Source organism: Longimicrobiales bacterium (assembly GCA_035764935.1).
Lineage (GTDB): Bacteria > Gemmatimonadota > Gemmatimonadetes > Longimicrobiales > RSA9 > DASTYK01.
This window is the reverse complement of record DASTYK010000076.1, coordinates 1-20,916: the sequence shown is the minus strand read 5'-3', so window position 1 is coordinate 20,916 and position 20,916 is coordinate 1. Positions and strand designations below refer to the sequence as shown.

At 68.2% G+C, this 20,916-nt stretch carries 20 protein-coding genes; 13 read left to right on the top strand and 7 right to left on the bottom strand.

Features of this window, described 5'->3' with window-relative positions:
- Positions 1-55 precede the first annotated feature (55 nt).
- From VFU06_06150 to ppk1, 3 genes are read left to right on the top strand one after another with little or no spacing between them, the layout of a single operon-like run.
- A complete protein-coding gene (locus VFU06_06150; protein HEU5208977.1) occupies positions 56-1,090 on the top strand; it encodes a DUF4956 domain-containing protein in 1,035 nt (344 codons plus the stop codon).
- Positions 1,083-3,743, top strand: coding sequence for a BamA/TamA family outer membrane protein (locus tag VFU06_06145; protein ID HEU5208976.1), 2,661 nt, complete (start codon positions 1,083-1,085; stop codon positions 3,741-3,743). The genes VFU06_06150 and VFU06_06145 overlap by 8 nt, the downstream gene beginning before the upstream one ends.
- Positions 3,743-6,934, top strand: a complete 3,192-nt coding sequence (gene ppk1 / locus VFU06_06140; GenBank protein HEU5208975.1) for a polyphosphate kinase 1 — start codon at positions 3,743-3,745, stop codon at positions 6,932-6,934. The genes VFU06_06145 and ppk1 overlap by 1 nt, the downstream gene beginning before the upstream one ends.
- Here ppk1 and VFU06_06135 read toward each other — a convergent pair.
- Positions 6,906-7,655 carry a hypothetical protein gene (locus tag VFU06_06135; protein ID HEU5208974.1) on the bottom strand — a complete coding sequence of 250 codons (750 nt, stop codon included), beginning with the start codon at positions 7,653-7,655 and terminating at the stop codon, positions 6,906-6,908. The genes ppk1 and VFU06_06135 overlap by 29 nt on opposite strands.
- A gap of 11 nt (positions 7,656-7,666) precedes the next feature.
- Positions 7,667-8,758: a metallophosphoesterase gene (locus tag VFU06_06130; GenBank protein ID HEU5208973.1), complete on the bottom strand. Its 1,092-nt coding sequence runs from the start codon at positions 8,756-8,758 to the stop codon at positions 7,667-7,669.
- Positions 8,759-9,002: 244 nt separating this feature from the next.
- Here VFU06_06130 and VFU06_06125 point away from each other — a divergent pair, with 244 nt between their 5' ends.
- Positions 9,003-10,214 (top strand): GGDEF domain-containing protein, encoded by a 1,212-nt coding sequence (locus VFU06_06125; GenBank protein HEU5208972.1) that lies wholly within the window; start codon positions 9,003-9,005, stop codon positions 10,212-10,214.
- A gap of 90 nt (positions 10,215-10,304) precedes the next feature.
- On the opposite strand, the gene VFU06_06120 is transcribed toward VFU06_06125, so the two are convergent.
- From VFU06_06120 to VFU06_06100, 5 genes are all read right to left on the bottom strand, one after another.
- Entirely contained in the window at positions 10,305-11,177 is an 873-nt protein-coding gene (locus VFU06_06120; protein ID HEU5208971.1) for a HAMP domain-containing sensor histidine kinase, read from the bottom strand.
- A 226-nt stretch (positions 11,178-11,403) separates the two neighbouring features.
- The gene (locus VFU06_06115) at positions 11,404-11,898 is read right to left on the bottom strand and encodes a DUF4149 domain-containing protein (GenBank protein HEU5208970.1); all 495 of its coding nucleotides are present in this window, start codon (positions 11,896-11,898) and stop codon (positions 11,404-11,406) included.
- Positions 11,898-13,040 (bottom strand): COX15/CtaA family protein, encoded by a 1,143-nt coding sequence (locus VFU06_06110; protein HEU5208969.1) that lies wholly within the window; start codon positions 13,038-13,040, stop codon positions 11,898-11,900. The genes VFU06_06115 and VFU06_06110 overlap by 1 nt, the downstream gene beginning before the upstream one ends.
- A gap of 102 nt (positions 13,041-13,142) precedes the next feature.
- Positions 13,143-13,589: a cbb3-type cytochrome c oxidase subunit I gene (locus VFU06_06105; GenBank protein ID HEU5208968.1), complete on the bottom strand. Its 447-nt coding sequence runs from the start codon at positions 13,587-13,589 to the stop codon at positions 13,143-13,145.
- 100 nt (positions 13,590-13,689) lie between these two features.
- Positions 13,690-14,706, bottom strand: a complete 1,017-nt coding sequence (locus VFU06_06100) for a multicopper oxidase domain-containing protein (GenBank protein ID HEU5208967.1) — start codon at positions 14,704-14,706, stop codon at positions 13,690-13,692.
- 872 nt (positions 14,707-15,578) lie between these two features.
- On the opposite strand from VFU06_06100, the gene VFU06_06095 reads away from it, so the two are divergent.
- The 9 genes from VFU06_06095 to VFU06_06055 form a co-directional block, all read left to right on the top strand.
- The gene (locus tag VFU06_06095; protein HEU5208966.1) at positions 15,579-16,271 is read left to right on the top strand and encodes a DeoR family transcriptional regulator; all 693 of its coding nucleotides are present in this window, start codon (positions 15,579-15,581) and stop codon (positions 16,269-16,271) included.
- A 5-nt stretch (positions 16,272-16,276) separates the two neighbouring features.
- Positions 16,277-17,551 (top strand): hypothetical protein, encoded by a 1,275-nt coding sequence (locus VFU06_06090; GenBank protein HEU5208965.1) that lies wholly within the window; start codon positions 16,277-16,279, stop codon positions 17,549-17,551.
- Positions 17,548-17,937 (top strand): metal-sulfur cluster assembly factor, encoded by a 390-nt coding sequence (locus VFU06_06085; protein ID HEU5208964.1) that lies wholly within the window; start codon positions 17,548-17,550, stop codon positions 17,935-17,937. Before VFU06_06090 ends, VFU06_06085 begins: the two co-directional genes overlap by 4 nt.
- Complete coding sequence (locus tag VFU06_06080; protein HEU5208963.1) at positions 17,931-18,917, top strand: DUF2249 domain-containing protein; 987 nt, start codon at positions 17,931-17,933, stop codon at positions 18,915-18,917. The genes VFU06_06085 and VFU06_06080 overlap by 7 nt, the downstream gene beginning before the upstream one ends.
- 33 nt (positions 18,918-18,950) lie before the next feature.
- A complete protein-coding gene (locus tag VFU06_06075; GenBank protein ID HEU5208962.1) occupies positions 18,951-19,187 on the top strand; it encodes a DUF2249 domain-containing protein in 237 nt (78 codons plus the stop codon).
- The gene (locus VFU06_06070; GenBank protein HEU5208961.1) at positions 19,187-19,897 is read left to right on the top strand and encodes a hypothetical protein; all 711 of its coding nucleotides are present in this window, start codon (positions 19,187-19,189) and stop codon (positions 19,895-19,897) included. The genes VFU06_06075 and VFU06_06070 overlap by 1 nt, the downstream gene beginning before the upstream one ends.
- Entirely contained in the window at positions 19,897-20,154 is a 258-nt protein-coding gene (locus VFU06_06065; protein HEU5208960.1) for a DUF2249 domain-containing protein, read from the top strand. The genes VFU06_06070 and VFU06_06065 overlap by 1 nt, the downstream gene beginning before the upstream one ends.
- On the top strand, positions 20,154-20,543 hold the full coding sequence (locus VFU06_06060; protein ID HEU5208959.1) for a cupin domain-containing protein: 390 nt from the start codon (positions 20,154-20,156) through the stop codon (positions 20,541-20,543). Before VFU06_06065 ends, VFU06_06060 begins: the two co-directional genes overlap by 1 nt.
- Positions 20,544-20,579: 36 nt before the next feature.
- Positions 20,580-20,916 (top strand): hypothetical protein (locus tag VFU06_06055; protein HEU5208958.1); only part of this gene is annotated, 337 nt, incomplete at its 3' end.

Here is a 20,916-nt window from a genome sequence, read left to right as displayed (position 1 = left end):
CGCTTTTTGCCCTCTGCCCCCCGGACCCGGAGTCAGAGAGGCGGAATCGAAGGGGATGCGGGCGAGCGACACGGCGGGACTCGAGGCGAAGCGACTGCGTGGCAGGCGGGTGCGCGCTGTGCCGCTGCTGCGGCTGCTGGGCTATTACGGGCTGCTCATTGCGCTGGGACTGATTCTGCTCTGGCTGTTTCCGGAGGCGCGGCAGGCGATCGCGGCACCGCTCTCGGAGGCGGCTTCGGGCGTAACCGGTCGGGATTCCGCCCTGCGGCTCGGGGATGCGGGCGGCTCGGTCGGCGCCACGGGATTCGGCGACGGTGAAGGCGGCCGGCTGTTCCTGGCGGCGTTCGCGGGCGTGGGCGCGCTGCTGCTCGCATTGCCGGTGGCGGGCGTTCACATGTTCACCCGGCGGCTCCGCTACGACCCGTCACTGGTCCAGGCGATCATCGTCCTGCCGATCGTGGTGGCGGGCGTCGTGATGGTGGTGAAGAACAGCCTGCCACTCGCATTTGCGCTTGCCGGCATCGTGGCGGGTGTGCGGTTCCGGCAGAAGCTGGAGGAGCCGGAGGACGCGGTCTATGTGCTGCTCTCGCTCGGAATCGGTCTCGCGGCGGGGGTGCAGGCGCTCGATGTGGCGCTCGCCGTATCGCTGCTGTTCAACCTGGTCGTGCTGGTTCTCTGGCGCTACGACGTGTCGGCGCTGTCGGGCTCACGGCTGCTGCTGGCGACGGGTGACACGAGCCTGATCGTTGCGCGACGTGCGGAGGATCGGCGGGCCGTGTGGGAGCGGGTCGCGCGCGAAGCGGAAGGCATGGAGATGGACGGCATCCTGATCGCCCACGCGTCGAACCTGGATGCGGCGAAGAACGCGCTGGAGATCACGCTGACGCCGCGTGCCCGGGACTGGCGGATCCTGGAGCCGGTCGAGGAGGAGCGGGGCATCCAGCGCATGGATGTGCTCGTGAGTTTGAGGAAGAACGAGGACCCGGTGGACGTGCTGGCCGAGCTGGAAGAGCGCTGGTCGGCGTACATCGCGGCGTCGGAGTACGTGCCGCACCGGGTCCGGAGCAAGGCGGGAGTGGAGGATGAGTAGAACGTGCGTGGCGATGGTCGCGCTGGTGCTGACGTCGCTTGCGCCGGGTGCGGGCGCACAGGAGCGGACGGTGGTTCCCGGCCCCGATTACGGAGCGAGTGGCTTCGCGCGGTTCTGGCTCGGCGACGGCTGGCGCTCGCTCTGGCTTACTCCGGTACGCGCGCCGGTGCTCGACCTGGGCGAGTTTGCCGGCGGCCTCACGCCCGAGCGCCAGGGGGGTGGCAATCAGAGCATCACGCTGCACATGCTGGATGCGGACGGGGTCGGCTGGGTCTTCCGCTCCATCGACAAGTATCCGGAGCAGGGGCTGCCACCGGAGCTGGACGGTTCGTTCCTCGGCGATCTCGTTGCCGACCAGATCAGCAGCCTGAATCCGGCCAGCCACTTCATCCTGCCGCGACTGCTGGAGGCCGCCGGCATTCTCCACCTCGAGCCCCAGCTGTACGTGATGCCGGACGATCCCCGGCTGGGCGAGTTCCGGGAAACGTTTGCGGGCATGCTGGGCGAGATCGAGCTCAAGCCGAACGAGGGGCCGGACGACACGCCGGGATTCGCCGGCTCGACGAAGATCAAGGATGTGGACAAGGTCTTCGAGGACATCGAGGAGACGCGGGCGTACCGCGTCGACGCGGAGGAGTTCCTGCGCGCGCGGCTGATCGACATGTGGGTCGGTGATCCAGACCGTGGCTCGGACCAGTGGCGCTTCGCGCGCTTCGGCGAAGAGGGCGACCAGGTGTACCGGCCGATCCCGCGGGACCGCGACTGGGCGTTCGTGCATGCAGACGGCTTTCTCACCGCGCGTTTCCGCTCGTTCTACCCGAAGCTGGTCGAGTTCCACGAAACGATGCCGGAGATCGTGCCGCTGACCTACAGCAGCCACGTGCTCGATCGGCGGCTGTTGACAGCCATGACGCGTGCGGACTTCGCGGAGGCCGCACGCGCGGTCCAGCAGGCAATGACCGACGCAGTCATCGACGAAGCACTCGCTTCCATGCCTCGTGAGTTCGTGCCGGTTGCGGCGGACGAAATGCGCAGCAAGCTGATCGCACGCCGTGCCGAGCTTCCAGCGCTCGCGGATCGGTTCTACGACTGGCTTGCCACGGACGTCGACGTGCGCGGCACCGATGAGGACAACCTCGCGCTCGTCGAGCGACACGAGGATGGCAGCGTTCGCGTGCGGCTGTCGCAGGTCGATGCCGCCGTCGCATCGGGCTCTGACGGTGCGGAGACGCGTGGGCCCGCTGCCTGGTACGATCGGACGTTCCTGCCCGAGGAGACTGACGAGGTCCGGATCTACCTGCATGGCGGAGACGACCGCGCAGTGATTACCGGACCGGGGCGCGGCTCCATCAAGGTGCGGGTGATCGGCGGCGGCGACGACGACGTCGTGGAGGACGAGACCGGCACCGTTCGCTTCTACGATCATCGCGGCGACAACCAGGCGCGGGGTGCAGCATCCTTCAGCACCAAAGAGTGGGAAGAGCCGGAGGCGCCGGAGGGGCTCCGCTTCGGAAAGCAGTGGGCGCCGGACTACGGGAGCGAGCGCAGTCTCTTCTCACCGGCCATCCAGTATGGCGAAGGTGCCGGCCTGATCATCGGCGGCGGGCCGACGTACACCGATTACGGGTTCCGTCGCATCCCGTATCGATCGCGGCTCGGCTTCAACGTGCTGTACGGCACGAGCTCGGGCGGCTGGGGCGCGGAGCTGAGGGGCGAGCACCGGCTGGAGAACTCCCGCCTGGCGCTCACACTGAACGCGCGCGCCGTCGAGTTCGATGCGTTCCGGTTCTACGGCTTCGGCAACGACACGCCCGACCTGGGCGATGACGAATCGCTCGTGATGATGGACCGTGTCACGGTCTTCCCGGCACTCACGTGGGACATCGGCCCGCGTCCGGGCGCGCCGAGCGCCGAGTCGGACAGCGATGCAGAGAACGGTGAGGAGGACGAGGACGACGCGGACGAAGTCGAGCGTGCGTTCGTGCTGGACGGGCAGCACGGGCTGAGCGGCAGCTTCTCGATCGGCCCGTTCGCGCACTGGACGCGGACGCGCATGCCCGCCGGCAATCCTCTTCCTGCAGCGGACGGCAACGAGTTCGGCCGCCTCGGCGGGCAGGCGATCCTGCAGCTGTCCAACACGGACCAGGGTGCGGCACCGCGCCGCGGGTACCGCATGTTCCTGCAGGCCGCAGGTTTTCCCGCCGCGTGGGACGCCGAGGAAGCGTTCGGCACCGCGCTGGCGCAGCTCAGCGGCTACCTGCCGCTGTTCGGCAGCACGCACCTCGCGGCGCGCGTGGGCGGGGAGGCGGCGCTGGGAGAAGTTCCGCTGCCGGACGCCGCCTCGATCGGCGGGCGCATGTCCGTGCGCGGCTACCGCTTCGACCGCTACACCGGCGATGCGGCGACCTGGGGCAACCTGGAGCTGCGCATCCCGATCGATACGGTGAACTTCATCGTGAACGGCGAGCTGGGCGTGTTCGGGCTCGCCGATGCGGGCCGCGTCTGGATGGACGGCGAATCCCCGGGCGGGTGGCACACGGCATGGGGCGGCGGCGTGTGGTTCTCGGCGTTCGATCGCGCAGTGAGCGTGGCGTGGGCGCGCGGTGATCATTCGCACGGTCGATTCTACGTATGGCAGGGGCTTCCGTTCTGATGACACGCCCTGCCACTGAACGCACCGTACTGCGCTTCCAGGTGCCGGACCGCGACACGCTGGAGCGGCTGGTGGATGCGCCGCTCGCAGGATCCGGCGTTGATGACGCGATCGACGTTGCCGCGTTCCGCGACGTGTACTTCGACACTCCCGCCGCCGACCTGAAGGCCAAGGGCGCGACCCTGAGCATCCGGCAGCGGCAGGATGGCACGGCGACGCTCCGGCTGGACGTGCTCGAGCGGGTTCCGGAGGATGGCGTGCCCCGCCGCCGCACCGCGGAGGCGAGCGTACCGTCGGCGGACCGGAGTGCACTGCTCGGCAGTGATGCCGAGCCGGTCCGCCTGCTGCGCGCGCTGATCGACCCGGAGCGGCTCGAGAGCGTGCTGGAAGTGGAGACGCTGCGGCGCACCCGGCGCGCAATGACGGAAACCGGCGACGCTGTTTACCTGCACTGCCACATCGCGACCGTGCGCCATGGAGACCTGACGGGCGAGCTGTTCGAGCTCGAGGTGGATGTACCGAACCCCACCTCGCACGCGGTGAACACCCTGCTCAGCGAGCTGCGCCAGAAGCATGCGCTGCGTCCGTCGCTCGCGGAGATCGAAGGTCGGGCACGTGAGCTGGCGGAGGCCATGGTACGGGACGCGCTCGAGCAGGGGGTGCGCGCGTCACGCGAGGTCGCGGTTCTCGTGCACGACAACGGCGCGCTCGGGCTCATGCGCCGTGGCAATGAGCTGGTCGTGCCGTACGGGCCGGGCGCAGGCGCGCAGGCGTGCAGGCAGGCGCTGCGCTCCGCCTTCGGCCACGCGCGCGCGCGTGTCCGACTGCTGGGCACGAGCAGCGGAACGCCGGGACGACCGGCGCTGCAGATCTGGCTGGCCGAGGACGTCGAGCGGCCGGAGCAGGCGCAGGAGATCACGTGGGTCCCCATCGAGCAGGCGCTCGACCGAGCGGGTGCGCCGGGGCTGCGCGACAGCCGTACCCTGCGAGCGCTCAATCTCGTCGCGCGTGCCGGCCTCGGCACGTGGGGGCTCGCGGCGCTGCGAGTACGCGATCCCGAGCACGACACGCTGCAACCGCTGGAGCTCGTGCTGCAGCAGCTGGAGGCCGCGGACGGAACCGTGGAGCCGTCCCCGCGCGACGTGCCTCCCGACACACTGCTGAATGCGGAGCTCTCGCGCATGTCGTTCGACGAGCGCATCCTCGTGATGGCCGAGGACTCACGGGTCCCGCTGCTCGAGCGCGTGCGTTTCCTCGGCATGTTCGGACAGCGGCGCGACGACTTCTTCATGACGCGTGTCGCACGCTTCAAGCGCATGCTTGCGGCGCGCGACGCGGACCGCACGATGGACGGGCTCACGCCGTCCGAGCAGCTGGACGTGATCTCGATCCGCGCACGGCGCATGAAGCAGCGCGCGTATACGCTGCTGTTCCAGCGACTGCTGCCGGAGCTGGAAGAGCGCGGCATCGTCATCCATTCGTGGGACGAGCTGGCCGCGGACGATCAGGACTACGTGCGTGCGACCTACGGAGACCGGCTCGAGGCGCTGGTCGTACCTCTCGTGGCCGACCCGATGCACCCGTTCCCGCATGTGCGCAACCTGCGACCGGCGCTCGCGGCGACCGTGCGACTGCCGGGCGAGCAGCGGGACCAGCTCATCGCGGTGGAACTGCCGGGCGACCTGCCGCGCTTCGTGCCGCTGCCCGGCGGCCGCCGGTTCGTTCCGCTCGAGGACGTGATCAGGGCCGCACTGCCGGAGCTGTACCCCGGCCTCGAGGTCGTCCGTGCGCATACGTTCCGCGTGACACGCAGCGCGACAATCGATCTCGGCGACGATCCCTTCGACATGCTCGAGACGGTCGCCGAGGAGGTCGCGCGCCGTCCCTTCCAGGAAGTGGTACGGCTGGAGGTGGAGCGCTCCATGCCGCCGGAGATGCGTGAGCACCTCCTGCGCGAGATGCAGTTCGAGCGCGAGGAGTACGCGAGCACGCTGGACGAGCAGGACGTCTACAGCGTCGAGCGCTTCGTCGATCTCGCGGCGCTGGAGGAACTAGCACAGATCGAGCAGCCGGAGCTGCACTGGGAGCCGCGCCAGGTGCGCACACCGTTTCCCGCGGAGCGCAGCATTTTCGAGCAGATCGCCGAGCGCGACCTGTTCGTGCATTTCCCGCACGACTCGTTCTCGGACTCGGTCGAGCGGCTGCTCGAGGAAGCAGCGGATGATCCGCAGGTCGTTGCCGTGAAGATCACGCTCTACCGGACGGGCAGCGACTCGGCGATCGTCGCAGCGCTGGAGCGGGCGCGGCGCAACGGCAAGGATGCCGTCGCGATGGTGGAGCTCAAGGCGAGCTTCGACGAGCAGCGCAACATCGCGTGGGCGCGCAGCCTGGAGGAGGCCGGCATCCGCGTGGTGTTCTCGCCGCCCAAGTACAAGGTGCATGCGAAGGTCGCGCTCGTTCTGCGCCGGGAAGACAACGCCGTGCGACGCTACGCGTATATCGGCACGGGCAACCTGAACGCCAGGACGGCAGCCAGCTACGTGGACGTCGGTATTCTCACGGCGGACCAGGAGCTGACCCAGGAGGTGAACTCGATCTTCAACCTGCTGACGGGGTACGCGGCCAATGCCGAGGTCGACCGCCTGCTGGTTTCACCCTTCAACATGCGACGCCGGTTCCTGCGGATGATCGATCGCGAGATCGAGCACGCCCGCGCCGGCCGCGCCGGGCGCATCCGCATCCAGATGAACGGGCTGATGGACCGACGCCTGATCGCTGCGCTCTATCACGCATCGCAGGCGGGGGTGCAGATCGACATGATGGTGCGCGAGATCTGTTCGCTCCGGCCGGGCGTGCCTGGTCTGTCAGAGAACATCCGCGTCACCAGCCTGCTGGGCCGCTACCTGCAGCACGCGCGCATCTACCACTTTCACAACGACGGCAGCGACGAGTACTACATCGGCTCGGCGGACTGGCGGCCGCGGAACATGCGCGAGCGGGTCGAGATCGTGACACCCGTGCGGGATGCGGAACACTGCGCACGGCTCGACCACATCCTCGACGAAACGCTGAACCATCCGGAAACCTGGACGCTGCGCAGCGACGGCGCGTACGTGCGCCGCAACGAGGTCATCGCGGCGCAGACGGCCGATGATGCCAGCGTCAGGGCAGCAGCAGGTACGACACGCTGACACCGAACACGTAGCCAGTGTCGTCGCGGAACAGCTTCTTGAAGCCCGCGTTGACATCCAGCCCGCGCAGCCCGAGCTGCTGCAGCCCCACGCCGAAGCTGCCGATCCAGGTCGTGGTCAGATCCTGCGACGTGCCGCCGCAGTGAAAGTCCCAGGCCAGTGTCGGCTTCGCGAAGACGACGAGCCGCACACTCTGCAGCATGGCAATGGCGACCGGCATGCCGATGTCGAATGCGCAGGCGTTCAGCCGCGGCGCAATGTCCGGCGAGAATCCGAGGCCCACATCGAAGCCGACCGTGGTGCTGGCATTGGCGTCACCGAGCGCCCCCGCGATGGTCGGACCACCAGTGATGAAGTTGAAGCGGCCGCGTCCCTCGAACATCAGGTGATTGTTGCACTCGCCGACGTCGCATGCGGTGCGCTGATAACCCGCAGTGACGCCGAACGTGGAGCCGCCTCGCCATTGCAGGTCGACGCCACCGGCGATGGCCTCGAAGTCGGCGCCGCTCCGGCCGAGGTGACTCGCGGCCTGCAGCCGGAAGCCCCAGTAGTTGTGATTGCGGCTGGCGGGCATGGGCAGCGGCTGCGGCCCCATGGAGCCGATGATCGTGCCTTCCACGCGGGAGAACGGCAGCTGCTCCTGCGCGGCAGCGGTGCCCGTGCCGGCGTGGAGCAGGGCACAGAGCAGAGCACCGGCCAGGAGGGGAACTGGACGTCGCATGGTGGAGTTCCTCATGCGCGGGGCTCCAGCCAGCGGGAATACGAGAGGCCCCCGGCACCTTCGCGGTTGAAACGGTAGACCTGCAGGTGCACGCCCTGCCCGCGCAGGATGTCGATGCGCATGAAGCCGCTCCTGTTCTGACTGACGTAGTAACTCTCGCGCATGCGCACGGCGCATTCGGCCTTGGAGTAGGAGCCGGCGCCGCTCACGAGCACGTACTCCGCCGACTCGCCGCCATGCAGCACCTGCTGATTGTGATCGTGACCCGCGACGTATGCGATCGGCGGGTTGACGGAGATCGCGGCCTCGATCGAATCACGCATCATTCGGTTGCGGCCCGAGATGATGTCCTGTGACCGGCCACCGAACCGGTGAAACGGCCCGGTGATGCCGCAGTAGCCGCCGTGGGGCCCCCCGGTCATGAGCGGGTGGTGCCCGGCGACAAACGTGACGCGGCCCGGAGCGCTGTCGGCGGCAAGGGTGCGCAGCCTGGCCGTGACTTCGGCCTGCGTGTTCGCGGCACAGTCGGACTCCTCGTCGCGCACGATGTAGTCGTGCAGCCACCACTGCGTGTCCAGAATGATCAGGCGAGTCCGGCCCACGTCCAGGGCAACGGGACCAGGGCATCCGTTGGACGGCAGGAGGCGGATGTCGCGATCACCGGCAAGTTCCGAGATCATCGCTTCCTGCAGGCGCAGTGAGTAGAGACCGAACGGCTCCGCGTCGGGATAGCCCCAGTCGTGGTTGCCGGGGATGAAGATTCCGCGTGCGCCGGCCGGCACCGCGTTCACCTGCGCGGCCAGGCGACGCCGCGCGTCTGCCCACTCCGCCTGTCCCTCCTCGGGAATCCCCACCGGGTAGACGTTGTCGCCGAGGAACAGGATCAAGGCGCGCTGCGGGGCGAGTGCGGCCTGCGCATAGATCGAATCGAGCGGCGCGCCCACCTCGCGCGGGTCGGGCTCGCCCGCGTCCCCCACCAGGAAGAGTGTAAGCTCGATCTGCTCCGGTTCCGGTGCGTCGTCCGTGAGCGAGAGGGTGTTGAGCGAGCAGCCGCCGAGCGCACCCAGGGTCGCGAGCAGTGGCAGCATGCGGAGCCGGTACATTCGCAACGGAAGTCTCCTGTGGCGTGAGATCGTTCTGCCCGCGGCAGGTACCGTGCCTGCACGATGCATGCGTGACCGATCTGCCGATCGTGGCCGCAGCAGACGTTCTAGTGCAGTGCTCCCAACGAGTTGCAGGCAGGCGGCGGCATCGGCCGCCGACCGCGCCTTGATCGAGGCGCCGGCAGGGCACATCTTCCCATGCACTCCCGCCCATCCCCGGGGCGTCCGACAACCCACGGGCTCCATGGCAACATCGACGTCGACGAAGACGCTTCTGACGCTGGTCGCACCGGCAGCGCTGGTGCTGGCCGTCACGTGCACCGCACTGCTCGTGGCACCCGCCTCGCCGCTGCTGGGCCGGGCCGCGGACGGTTACCCGCTCGTCGTGATGGCCACGTGCGTGCTGCTCGCCTGGCGGCTGCAGCGCAGCCGGCTCCTCATCCTGGCGCTGCTGGCAGCCTGCGCAGCCGTCGCACTCGAGCCGCGCCTGTACGGCAGCAGCGCCGCCGTCACCATGGTAGTCGCGACCACGCTGCCCCTGGGCCTCGCGCTGCTCTCGACCACCGCGGACCGGCCCATCAGCGCACCCCGCGCGTACCTGCAGCTGCTGCTCGCGGCGCTGCCCACCGTCACCGTGCTCCTCCTGCTGGCGTGGGCGCCCGGCCAGGTCCTGCCCATTCTGGAGTACGACGTCCTCGCGATCGGGCCCACCTCCCTGTCCCAGGTCTCCATCCTGGCCGGCACACTGGCGGTGCTCGTGGCGGGGCTGTTCGCACTCCTGCGGCGCCGACCCGCCGACGCCGGCCTCGCGTGGGCGCTGCTCGCGGTCGTGATTGCCTTCAATGCAGAGCCCGGCACCGTTGCGCGCGACCTCTGGCTCCTGGCGGCCGGTGTGGTATTGCTCGTCTCGCTGATGGAAGCCGCTTACGCGATGGCCTTCCACGACGACCTGACGTCACTGCCCGGACGACGTGCGCTGAACCAGCTGCTGGCGAGCGTGCGCGCCCCGTACACCGTTGCCGTCGTCGATGTCGATCACTTCAAATCATTCAACGACAGGTACGGCCACGACGTCGGCGACCAGGTGCTGCGAATGGTCGCGTCCAGGCTCGGTGCAGTCGGCGGCGGCGGCCGCGCGTTCCGGTCCGGCGGCGAGGAGTTCACGATCGTGTTTCCGGGAAAGTCGAAGGCGGAGGCTCTGCCGCACGTGCAGGCCGTGCGCGAATCGATCGAGCAGTCGAAGTTCACGCTGCGGACTCTGCCGCGACCCAAGGGGAAGAACGCGGCCGCCGCGCGCGGAACCAGGCGCGGCGGAGGGCGTCAGCTCGGCGTCACGATCAGCGCGGGGCTGGCGTCGTATTCCTCGGCGAGTGAAGGTCCACAGGCGGTGGTGAAATCTGCGGACAAGGCGATGTACCGCGCGAAGAAGAACGGTCGCAATCGCGTCGTCGCATGACACCCGCCTGGAGACCGGTCCGTTGCGCGCGCGAGCCGCTGTGACTCGCCACGCGCCCGACTGCGTGTGGATTGCCGCCCCCCGATCGCCTTACGTGATCGGGAGCTGCACGTGGAAGGTCGTGCCGGCGCCCGGAGCACTCTCCACCTCGATGTGCCCGCGGTGCGCCTCGATGATGCCCTTGCAGATGTACAGACCCAGCCCCGAACCGGCGCGCCCTGTCCGGTCCGCATGCCAGAAGCGATCGAACGCATGCTGCAGGACGTCCGGTTCCATGCCCGGCCCATTGTCGCACACGTCGATCTGCACATGGTCGGCGATACGCTGCGCGTCAACGTCTATGCGCCCACCGGGGCCGACAACCTTGAGCGCATTGGCAACCAGATTGGACAACACCTGGTACAGTCGCTGAGTGTCACCGCGGATCCTGGGCAGATCGCGCTGCGCCGTGCAGCGCAGGCGCACTTCGCCGTCCGCCGCCCGCGCCGAGAAATCCGCTCTCAGTCGTGACAGCAGAACGTCCAGCGCAACGCGCGCGCGCCGGATCCGGAATGCACCGGCGTCGATGGTGCTCACGTCGAGCAGGTCGTCGATAAGGTGGGCCATGCCGCGTGCGCACCGCTCGATCGTGCGCGCGTGAGCACGACGGGCAGTCGCATCCAGTCGGCCTTCCTCCAGCAGCTGTGCAGCAAGGCTGATCGTGTTCAGCGGGTTGCGCAGATCGTGAACAACCAGTGCGAGCATCTCGTCGCGCAGGCGCATCGCGCGTTCGGCCTCGGCACGCGCACGCCGCTCGTGTATCAGTTCGGCTTGCGGAAAACCGTCGGCACCGGCCGGTCCCGGGGCCAGACTCATTGCACCTGTCTGCGTGGCATCCAAGGTGCCTTCACCCTGTGCAATTGCCATGGCAACCTCCGCTGTCCCGGGGAATGTAACTACTTGTTTATCATGCAATTCCAACACCGCTGGCAAGGCGTGTGGGGCGGGCGCATGGCGGGTCGAGACGGCCTGTGGAATGTGTGAGGGAAGCGTGAACTGGGGGTCGGGAACGGGTGAAGGTTCCGACTGGATCGGCTGGAGTTTCCGTCGCGAGCGGATGAAGGATTATTCGGATCGGTTGGAGTTTCCGTCGCGAGCGGATGAAGGTTTCGTCGGGATCGTTCCGGTGCGAACGGGCCGGTTTCAGCCGCTATCCACCGCGCGCAAGTCGGACAGCAGCGATGACGACGATGATGCCGAGGACGGCGCTCAGTCGCGCGAGCAGAGCAGCATGGCGGCGCGCGCGCAACATCTCGGGGCTGCCGGGTTGCAGCCGTGACGCCGCAGGCCCGGTGATGAAATCATGAATCGATTGCACGACGAGCATCCCGGTCACTGCTGCGAGCTTCCATGCCAGAGCGATCCCGTACGGTGAGCGCCAGAACGCGCCACTCGCGAGCACGCTCATCGAGAGCAGGCCACGGAAGTAGAGATTGAACGTACCAGTCACGAGCAGCACGGCGATCGCGATCCAGCCCACGAGTCGAAACTGCGCGCCGAGCTTGCGGAACAGTTCTGCACGCAGCGCGGGCGGCTCCACACGCCGCAGCACGGGCGCACCGACCGCGGCGAGGAAGAACATGCCGCCCAGCCAGAGGAGTGCGGCGAAGACATGAATCGTGACGTTGATGAAGTAGAGTGACATCACACATCGATGCGGAGCGTACGCACGTGGTGCACCCACCCCAGCCATGAGAGAAGGAGGATCGCGGCGACCGCCTGGTGCGCGACGCCCAGGCCGATCGGCACCAGGTTCACCACCGTGAGGACACCGAGCATGTACTGCACGAGCACGAGGCCGAGAAGCGCGGCTGCATAACGGCGCGACACCGTGTCACGAACGTGGCGGAATACGTGCACGACGAAACCGATGACGGCGAGTCCGAGCAGCGTGCCGATCACGCGGTGAGTCCACTGAACGGCGGGCGGGTTGTCGAAGAAGTTGCGCAGCGCTGGTTCCAGCCGGAGCAGGTCGGGAGGCGCGAGCGCTCCGCCCATGAGCGGAAAGGTGGGGTAGTAGTGGCCCGCCTTGAGTCCCGCGGTGAACGCGCCCCATATGATCTGCACGAAGAGCAGGATGCCCACCACCGTGAGGCCGCGCTTCATGAAGGAGCGCGCGCCCGCCGCGACAGCCGGACGCGCCTGGCCGACGCGCAGCTCCAGCGCAAGCCACGAGGCGTAACCCAGGATGATGAGTGCGAGCGAGAAGTGGGCGGCCAGGCGGTAGTGACTGACGCTCGGACGATCGACGAGCCCGCTCATCACCATCAGCCAGCCCATGAATCCCTGCGCGGCACCCAGGGCGAAGAGCGCGAGTGTCCGACGCCGCAGCGGCGGGTTCAGCCGTCCCTTCAGCCAGAACCAGACGAAGGGGACCAGGAAAACGACGCCGATCAGGCGTGCCACCAGCCGGTGCACATACTCCCAGAAGAAAATGAACTTGAACTCACCAAGCGTCATGCCGGCGCGCCACGTCTGGTACTCCGGGTACTGCTTGTAGAGCTCGAACGTTTCCAGCCACTGTGCCTCGTTCAGTGGCGGGACGATGCCTGTGAACGGCCGCCACTCGACGATCGACAGTCCCGACAGGGTGAGCCGTGTGATGCCGCCGATCACGATGATGCCCAGCGTCATCGCGGCGATCGACCAGAGCCAGGCGCGGACCGCGCGTCGGTGCGGCTCGGGAAGCGCTGTCCGCCAGTCGGCGCCAGTGCCGTCAGTGTGCTGCGGAGGTATCACTGTGGTGGTCGCGTGCATGTTCTTCAGGGAGCCTGCCTGCTGCTCCATCAGCGGAGTCGAACCCGTTTCTGCCCGATCGGTGCATTGAGTGTCGTTGATTTCGTCAGCACCGCAAGCCCTTGAGTCAGCACGACCTGCGCCCCGCCCGCCTCAACGTGCCCCGCCGCCCGGAGCGACGCTTCGCGCAACGGGCAGTGGCGCCGCTGCCGCGTCCAGCGTGCGCCAGATGTTCCCGATGAAGAGAAACGCGCCGGTCGCGCTCGCAATCGCACCGACGCCGAGGGCGGTCGAACCGATCGAGGGCGTCCACGGGCGTGACAGCCATCCCGCGACCAGGAGCGCAAGACCGGTGTTCGCAATCCAGAAGTGCGCGAGCGCCAGGCGCGGGCTGCGCAGCGGCGCGCCGCTGAAACGCGGAATCACGTGGTACGCGACGCCGAAGATCATCATGCTCACGAAGCCGAGCAGGTTCGCATGCACGTGCGCCGGTCGGTAGATCAGCGCGTCGGACGCGAGCGCCATCCACACCCCCAGCAGCACGCCCGTACCCAGCCAGAAGAGACTCGCACGAATGAAGTTCCGGACGTAAACGTCCATTGCCGCCTCGTTTCATCCCGTAAACGCAGTGCGCGGGACCGAACCGGACGGTCCCGCGCATGTTCAACCCTGCAACTGTCCAACGGTTCGTTCGTCGCGGTCAGTGGCCCATGCCCGCGGCCATAACCGCGTTCCCGACCTTGATGTTGCCCACGGCACCCTTGCTCGCATCGGCGAAGGCGTGCGTCACGAAGGCGTAGATCCCCTCACCGCTCGCGCCCGCCTCGAACACCGTCTCGAACACTGCGCCGCCGCCCGCAGGAACCGTGTACGTCTGCACGCTCTCCAGCACGTTCTTCGGATTGCCGTCCGGGTAGACCCGGTCGAAGATCGCACCGACGATGTGGAAGTCGCTCCGCAGGCTCGGCCCGGCGTTCACCACGAAGAACCGGACACGATCACCCTCGGCTACCTCCAGCGGGTTCGCGCTGTACTGGTTCGCCTTGCCGTTGAACACCACGTAGCTCGCATCCTTGTCCAGCGCTGCCTGGTAGTCCGGCTGCATCGCATCGCCATTGCCCGGCTGTGCGTAGAACTCGCTCTGCACCAGCACGAACTCCTTGTCCGCCTCCGTGCCCCAGCCATCCTTCGGGTCCACGATGATCGGCAGATACATCCCCTGCATGATGTGCATCAGCACGGGCGGTGTGCCGCAGTGGACCATGTAGGCGCCCGGGTCGCCGGCCGTGAACTCGAACGTCAGCTCCTCGTTGGGGCCGATCGTCTTGAATGCCTCGTTCATCGGGATGCGCGCACTGTGAAAATCGATCGAGTGCGGCATGTTGCTCTCATTGACGATCGTCACCTTCACCAGGTCGCCCTCGCGGACCCGGATCACCGGACCCGGCACCGTGTTGCCGAACGTCCAGCCATCGTACTTCACGCCAGGCGCGATCTCGATGGTCCGATGGGTCATCGGGATCCGGAACTCGCGAACCGTCGCCTTCGACGGCGCCGCCACGCTGGCGTCGAACACCGGGGTGGTCGCCGTCGTCGTGACGCCGAAGTCCACCCGCTCCACAGCCGGCGCCGCTGCGCGGTTCGCGAAGCCCAGGCCGGCCGCCGCCAGCACCGCAACGCCTGCTACCAGTCCGGTATAGATCCGTGTATTCCGCATGACCATGTCCTTTTCTGACCGGGTTTATTTCGCACCTCAAGGTATGAAATAGGCCGGGGCGTAAAGGTCGGAGTTACGAGGATTTACGGGTGGGGAAGGTCTGGGCGGGACGTGGGGGAATCCCTGACACAGGAGGGATCGGGGGGTGCGGGAAGCGAAGGTCCCGGGGATCGTCGGGGGGCGGCGCAGGCGCCGCCACGGGTTCGCTCGAGGCAACAATGGCGTGGTGCGTTCGAGGGCAGTGCCGGAGCGCCGCCGCGGGTTCGCCTCGTGCCGCGTTCTCGAGGCAATGGCGTGGTGCGTTCGAGGGGAGCGCCGGAGCGCCGCCGCGGGTTCATGGAGCGGTGTTTCTTCGCGAGTCACGGCGGGGCAGGGCCCACGGGAACCGCCGGAAAGCTGCCCGCGGCACAGGGGGCGGTGCGGTCAGTCGCAACGGTGCCGCGGAGCGTGAGCCGTGACGAGCGGAGCGGCGTTGGCGACTGCGCGCACGCGCGCGGCAGGAATGAGCGCCGTCAACGTCACAATTGCCGCCGCCTGCTCGACAGTCTGCGACGTTTCCGGCGCATATGGACGGAAACGTGACAGTTCCCCAGGTGCAGGAGCGTGAATTGTAACGTTTCCGGCCTGTGGCGCCGGGAAGGTTACATCGCGCCTTCGGGAGCGCCGCAATTGTGACGTTTCCGGCGTGTGGCGCCGGTAAGGTTACATCGCGCCTTCGGGAGCGCCGCAATTGTGACGTTTCCGGCGTGCCCGCCGGGTCATCCCGCCGCCTCAGCAAGGCCCTGGCGGCCCCGATCCGAATAAGCAAGACAATCATCTTGACAATGTCCGCGTGCCCCGTGACTTTCCACTCCATGAGCCGGAAAACCGCGATGTCCGACCCGCCATCCAGTCTCCCTGCGCCCGTTGCGGCGGAGGCCGCGGTCGCGATTGCTCCGGGCTCGCGGCAGCAGGAGATCCTGGTGCTGCTTAAGCAGTCGGGCGGGGGCACGATCCCGGACCTGGCGGAGCGTACCGGCCTGAATGTGGAGACGGTGCGGCACCACCTGCAGGCGCTGTCGAAGCAGGGGCTGGTGGAGCGGACGGGCACGCGCGCGCAGGGGCGAGGTCGTCCGGAGATCGTGTACGGGTTGGCGGCCGCGGCGGACTCGCTGTTTCCGCGGCGCGAGGGCGAGGTGCTGAGTGCGCTGGCGGATCACCTGAAGGCGACGGGGAACGAGGCGGCGCTGGAGTCGTTTTTCGAGGCCTACATCGATGCGCGTCGGCCGGCTGCGCTGGCACGAGTTCGCGACCTGCGGGGGCGGGCGCGGGTGGAGGAGGTCGCGCGCATTTTGTCGGAGCTGGGGTTCATGGCGCTGGTGGAGCCGGGCAGGGAACCCGCGCTCCGCCTGTGCAACTGTCCGATCCGTGAGCTGGTGGGCGCGACGACGATTCCGTGCCGTGCGGAGCTTGGCTTCGTTCGCGAGCTGCTCGGTGGCGAGCGGCTGACGCGCCTGAGCTACATCCCGGCCGGCGATGCGAGCTGCACCTACGCGGCGGATGCGGACGCCGTGGAATGCCGGTGAGTGCGATGGCGGCGACGCCGCCCATGATGCCAATGGGCGCTGCTGCCTCGAAGGCGCCGCCATTTCTGCTTCCCGGCGAGCACTTCGCTGCTGCCCTGCTGTTTCTTTTGTCTGGCGCGGTGGGGCTGGTCGTGATCGCGCCGGCGCTCGCGACGGGTGCGTACGTGTCGCCGCGCGTGGCGGGGGTCACGCACCTGTTCACGCTGGGCTGGATCACGACGTCGATCATGGGGGCGCTCTACCAGTTTCTGCCCGTGGCGCTGGGCGAGCCGATCCGCTGGCTGCGCGTGGCGCATGCGAGCTTCGTGCTGCATGCGCCGGGGCTCGCGCTGTTCGTTGCGGGGCTCGTTGCGAACGAGAGCGCGCTGATGCTGGCGGGAGCGGCATGCTTCGGCAGCGGGGTCCTGCTCTTCACCATCAACCTGGCCGCGACCTTGAAGAGTGCGCAGCGGCGTGACGTCACGTGGTGGGCGCTCGCGTTTGCGGATTTCTACCTGTTCGCGACGCTGTGCATCGGCATTTCGCTCGCCGGCAACCTGCGCTGGGGGTATCTCGGTGCGGGCCGGCTGAACGCGATGGGCGTGCACATCCACATCGCTGTAGCGGGATGGGTGCTGCTCGTGATGATCGGTGTCGCGCAGCGGCTGCTGCCGATGTTCCTGCTGAGTCACGGGGCCGGTGACCGCAACGCCAGGGTGGCGGTCGCGCTCGTGGCCAGCGGCGCGGGCATTCTCACGTTCCTGCACCATGCTCCCGTCGCGATCAGCCGCTGGCTGCCGGCGCTCCTGATTGCCGGCGGCTGCGTCGCGTTCCTGCTGCAGGCGCGCGCCTTCTACGCGCACCGCGTCCGGCGCAACCTGGATCCGGGAATGCGACTCGCCGCGACGGCGCTTGCCGCGCTCGTGGTGGCGCTGGTCGTCGTGTGGCCGGTGATTGCGGGTGTGGCACAGGCGAGGCATGCGACGGCGTACGTCATGACACTGCTGCTCGCGATCAGCCTCTTCATCGTCGCGCACTACTACAAGATCGTGCCGTTCCTCATCTGGTACCACCGCTTCGGACCCGTGGCCGGCAGGCAGGAGGTCCCGCGCGTGAGCGAGCTGTACTCGGCGCGGCTGGCGACGATCGCCGCGTCCACGCTGGTCGCGGCAACAGCCCTGCTCGCGGGCGGCGTCGCTCTGGGAGTGGGCACCGTGGCACGTGCAGGGGCCGTCACCTTCGCGGGTGGAGTGGCGGTCACACTGTGGCAGATGTTCCAGCTCGCAAGGAAACGTCCATGAACCAGTCGCGTGAAACCGGGAGCACGTCGCCGACGCAGGCGGATGACGTGCGGGACTTCCAAGCATCGACGGCTCCGGCCGCGCATGACGAAGACGTCCCCATCGAAGTCGTCGAGGCATACGCATGGGATGCGCTGCGGACGGTGATCGATCCGGAGATCGGGCTCGACATCGTGACACTGGGCCTCGTCTACGACCTGGTCGTCGATGACGGCACGGTGATCGTCACCTATTCGCTGACGACACCCGGCTGCCCGATGGAGCGGCACATCACGAACGGCATCTGTGGTGCGCTGGAGCAGGTAACCGGCGTCCGCGGGGTGGTGCCGCGCCTGGTGTGGGAGCCGGCATGGAATCCGACGATGATCCAGGAGGGGGCATGGTGATCCGTGCCGACGACCGCGTGGCGACGATCCTGCGCGAGGACGAGTCGCTGATCGACGTGCTCGCATCGCTGTCCCCCGCGTTCGAGCGGCTGCGCAACCCCGCGATGCGCAAGGTCATGGCGCGACTCGTCACGGTGGAACAGGCGGCACGCATGGCCGGCCTGGATGCAAAACTCCTGGTGGATCAGCTCAATGCCCACCGGCGTGGCGCGCAGGCGCCAGCCGCCGCTGCGGTGCCCGGCGTTCGGCGTGCGGCTGCTGCCGGGGCCGCAGCAGGCGACGCATCGCGCCGCGCCCACGGCCAGGCCGTCGAGCCGGCCAGTTCATCACACGGCCAGGCCGCTGCGCAGTCCGCCCAATCAGACCGCTCCCATGGACAGGCCGTCGAGCCGTCCAGCGCAGCGCGCCCCGCACCCGGCGAAGGCGCCGAGCCGCCTGCCCTTGCTGCGATCCCGGCCGAGCGCCGGATCGTGCTCGACGTGCGCGACGAGCTGCGAGCCGGCAACGAGCCTTTCCGTGCAATCATGACCGCGCTGCGCGAGCGCCCGGACGACGGCGCGCTGGCCGTGCGCGCGATCTTTGAGCCTGTTCCGCTCTACACCGTGATGCGACGCCAGGGACTCGAGCACTACACGGAAGAGCTCGGGCCCGAAGACTGGCGCGTCTGGTTCTATGCCGATGGCAGTGAGCCAGCCGCAGACCGGCCCGAGAATGTGCCGGAAACCGCACCCGATGTTGCCGTCTCCGCCGCAACGGACGACGTCGTCGTGCTCGATGTGCGCGGGCTCGAGCCGCCCGAGCCGATGATGCGCACGCTCGCAGCGCTGGAGCAGCTGCCCGTTGGGGGAACGCTGGTGCAGCTCAACGTGCGTGTTCCGCAGTTCCTGCTCCCGCTGCTCGAGGAGCGGGGGTTCACCTACGAGGTCCGTGAGCAGGATGCGGAGCTCGTGCGCGTATTCATCCGTCGCAGGACGGCGTGAGCCGATCCTGATCCACCTGGAAGGAGCACACCGATGCAGGGAAGCGAGCGAGTTCTCGATGTACGGGTCATCCCGCCGCGGGAGAAGCACCCGACCATTTTTCATACCTTCTCGGAGCTGGCGCCGGGCGAGTCCTTCGTGCTGGTGAACGATCACGATCCGAAGCCGCTGCGTTACCAGTTCGAGTTCGAGCACGCGGGCCAGTTCGGCTGGGAGTACCTGGAGCAGGGGCCGGCAGTCTGGCGCGTGCAGATCTCGCGGACGGCCTGATGCGACTCGGATTGAGCTCCGCCGCGGCCGTCGATGCCGATGTCGACGCACTCCTTGCTGCATGCGCACGACGCGGCCTCGCCGTGCTCGAGCTGCGCGATGAGGATGCGCACGGCGTGTCGGACGCAGCCAGCGCCGCCACGGCGGCCGTCCTTGCAGCCGACTTCGGCGTTGCGATCGGAAGCTTCCGCGTGTCGGGCGCGCTGACGACCGCGAAGGTTGCCGACGTATGCGCGAAGCTGGAAGCGCCGGCGCTGATCGCGCACGGCTCGCTGGCGGAGCGCATTGCGACCGCGCGCGGGCTCGGGGACAGCGGCGCTGGCGCCCTCGTGGAAGTGAGCGGCGCGGCGGAGTCCTGGCTCGGCGCGATCGCAGGTGCGGATACGGACGTCGCATGGCAGATCGATGACGCCGTCAGCGACATGGCAGGAGACCTGCGGCGGGCCATGCGCGCAATTCCGGAGCGGCTCCGCTACGTCAGGCTGCTCGGCGGCGGACCGGAGGCTGCGATGGCCGATGGTCGCGGGATCGGTGCGCTGATGGGGCAGCTGGCCCTCGGCCGCTTCGGCGGACCACTGGTGGTCGCGCCGAGCTCACCGCGTTACCGTGTGGCGTGGGAAAACTGGCTCGGCCGTCGCGGCGGCTGGGGGTGCGGGAGCAAGGCAGAGCGCGACGTCGTACAGCTTTCGCCGGCAACGATGGAGAGGTGATGGAAAGCACACTGGTTTCGCTCGACATCCGACCCGTCGAGCCGAAGGATCGCTACGAACGGATCATGGGCACGTACGAGCAGCTCGCGGTCGGTGACGTGCTCGAGCTCACGGTCGATCACGATCCGCAGTGCATGTACTACACGCTGCGTGCAACGCGCGGGGAGGAGGCGTTCTCGTTCGTGTACCTCGAGCAGGGCCCCGAGACGTGGCGCGTGCTCGTCGGCAAGAAGACAGACGCGCCGGAGCGCGAGTGATGCCGTCGATCCAGCGACCGCTCTCCGGCGACGTGCTCGTCTTTCACCTGGCGAGCGAAAGCGAGCGAGCCGCGGATCCGGCGGCGGCGGACCGGAAGGGGCCGGCCGCGCGGACGCTCCTCAAGAACGGCCCCATGCGCGTCACGCTGGTGGTGCTCGCACCCGGCTCCTCGATCTCCGAGCACCACGCCGAGGGGCCGATCACCATCCAGCCGATCAGCGGCCGTGTGCGCTTCGCCACCGGCGACACCGAGCACGACATCGGACCCGGCGACCTCCTGTCGGCCGGACCGGGTGTGCGTCACTCCGTCACGTCCGACCACGGAGCGTCGTTCCTGCTCACCGTGGTCCAGCCGTCACGCACGGACTCCGACGCTTCGCGCGGATGAGCAGCACGATCCGCACGGGCTCCAGGCGCTGACCCGGTGTACACACTCGTTCGCCGCTTCATCAAGACCGGCGTCCTCTTCCTGATGGCCGGTCTCGCGCTCGGCGCATGGCTCCTCGTCCGTCGCGAGCTCTTCGGTGTGTTTCCGCACCCGCACCTGGTGTCGGCGCACGCACACGCGATCTTTGTCGGCTTCGTGATGTTCCTGATCTTCGGCGTCGCGCTCTGGCTCTTCCCGCGCGCCGCCAGGGACGACGATCGCTACACCCCCGAACGCGCCGCGCTCGCCTACTGGGTGCTCACGCTCGCGACCGGCGCGCGGTTCCTGTCCGAGGCGGCGCGCGCATGGTCGGATTCACGACTGCTCGCGTGGA

Coding starts and splice junctions, on each gene's coding strand:
- VFU06_06150 (HEU5208977.1), top strand. CDS start 56: ATGCGGGCGAGCGACACGGCGGGACTCGAGGCGAAGCGACTGCGTGGC.
- VFU06_06145 (HEU5208976.1), top strand. CDS start 1,083: ATGAGTAGAACGTGCGTGGCGATGGTCGCGCTGGTGCTGACGTCGCTT.
- ppk1 (HEU5208975.1), top strand. CDS start 3,743: ATGACACGCCCTGCCACTGAACGCACCGTACTGCGCTTCCAGGTGCCG.
- VFU06_06135 (HEU5208974.1), bottom strand. CDS start 7,655: ATGCGACGTCCAGTTCCCCTCCTGGCCGGTGCTCTGCTCTGTGCCCTG.
- VFU06_06130 (HEU5208973.1), bottom strand. CDS start 8,758: ATGTACCGGCTCCGCATGCTGCCACTGCTCGCGACCCTGGGTGCGCTC.
- VFU06_06125 (HEU5208972.1), top strand. CDS start 9,003: ATGGCAACATCGACGTCGACGAAGACGCTTCTGACGCTGGTCGCACCG.
- VFU06_06115 (HEU5208970.1), bottom strand. CDS start 11,898: ATGTCACTCTACTTCATCAACGTCACGATTCATGTCTTCGCCGCACTC.
- VFU06_06110 (HEU5208969.1), bottom strand. CDS start 13,040: ATGGAGCAGCAGGCAGGCTCCCTGAAGAACATGCACGCGACCACCACA.
- VFU06_06105 (HEU5208968.1), bottom strand. CDS start 13,589: ATGGACGTTTACGTCCGGAACTTCATTCGTGCGAGTCTCTTCTGGCTG.
- VFU06_06100 (HEU5208967.1), bottom strand. CDS start 14,706: ATGCGGAATACACGGATCTATACCGGACTGGTAGCAGGCGTTGCGGTG.
- VFU06_06095 (HEU5208966.1), top strand. CDS start 15,579: ATGTCCGACCCGCCATCCAGTCTCCCTGCGCCCGTTGCGGCGGAGGCC.
- VFU06_06090 (HEU5208965.1), top strand. CDS start 16,277: ATGGCGGCGACGCCGCCCATGATGCCAATGGGCGCTGCTGCCTCGAAG.
- VFU06_06085 (HEU5208964.1), top strand. CDS start 17,548: ATGAACCAGTCGCGTGAAACCGGGAGCACGTCGCCGACGCAGGCGGAT.
- VFU06_06080 (HEU5208963.1), top strand. CDS start 17,931: ATGGTGATCCGTGCCGACGACCGCGTGGCGACGATCCTGCGCGAGGAC.
- VFU06_06075 (HEU5208962.1), top strand. CDS start 18,951: ATGCAGGGAAGCGAGCGAGTTCTCGATGTACGGGTCATCCCGCCGCGG.
- VFU06_06070 (HEU5208961.1), top strand. CDS start 19,187: ATGCGACTCGGATTGAGCTCCGCCGCGGCCGTCGATGCCGATGTCGAC.
- VFU06_06065 (HEU5208960.1), top strand. CDS start 19,897: ATGGAAAGCACACTGGTTTCGCTCGACATCCGACCCGTCGAGCCGAAG.
- VFU06_06060 (HEU5208959.1), top strand. CDS start 20,154: ATGCCGTCGATCCAGCGACCGCTCTCCGGCGACGTGCTCGTCTTTCAC.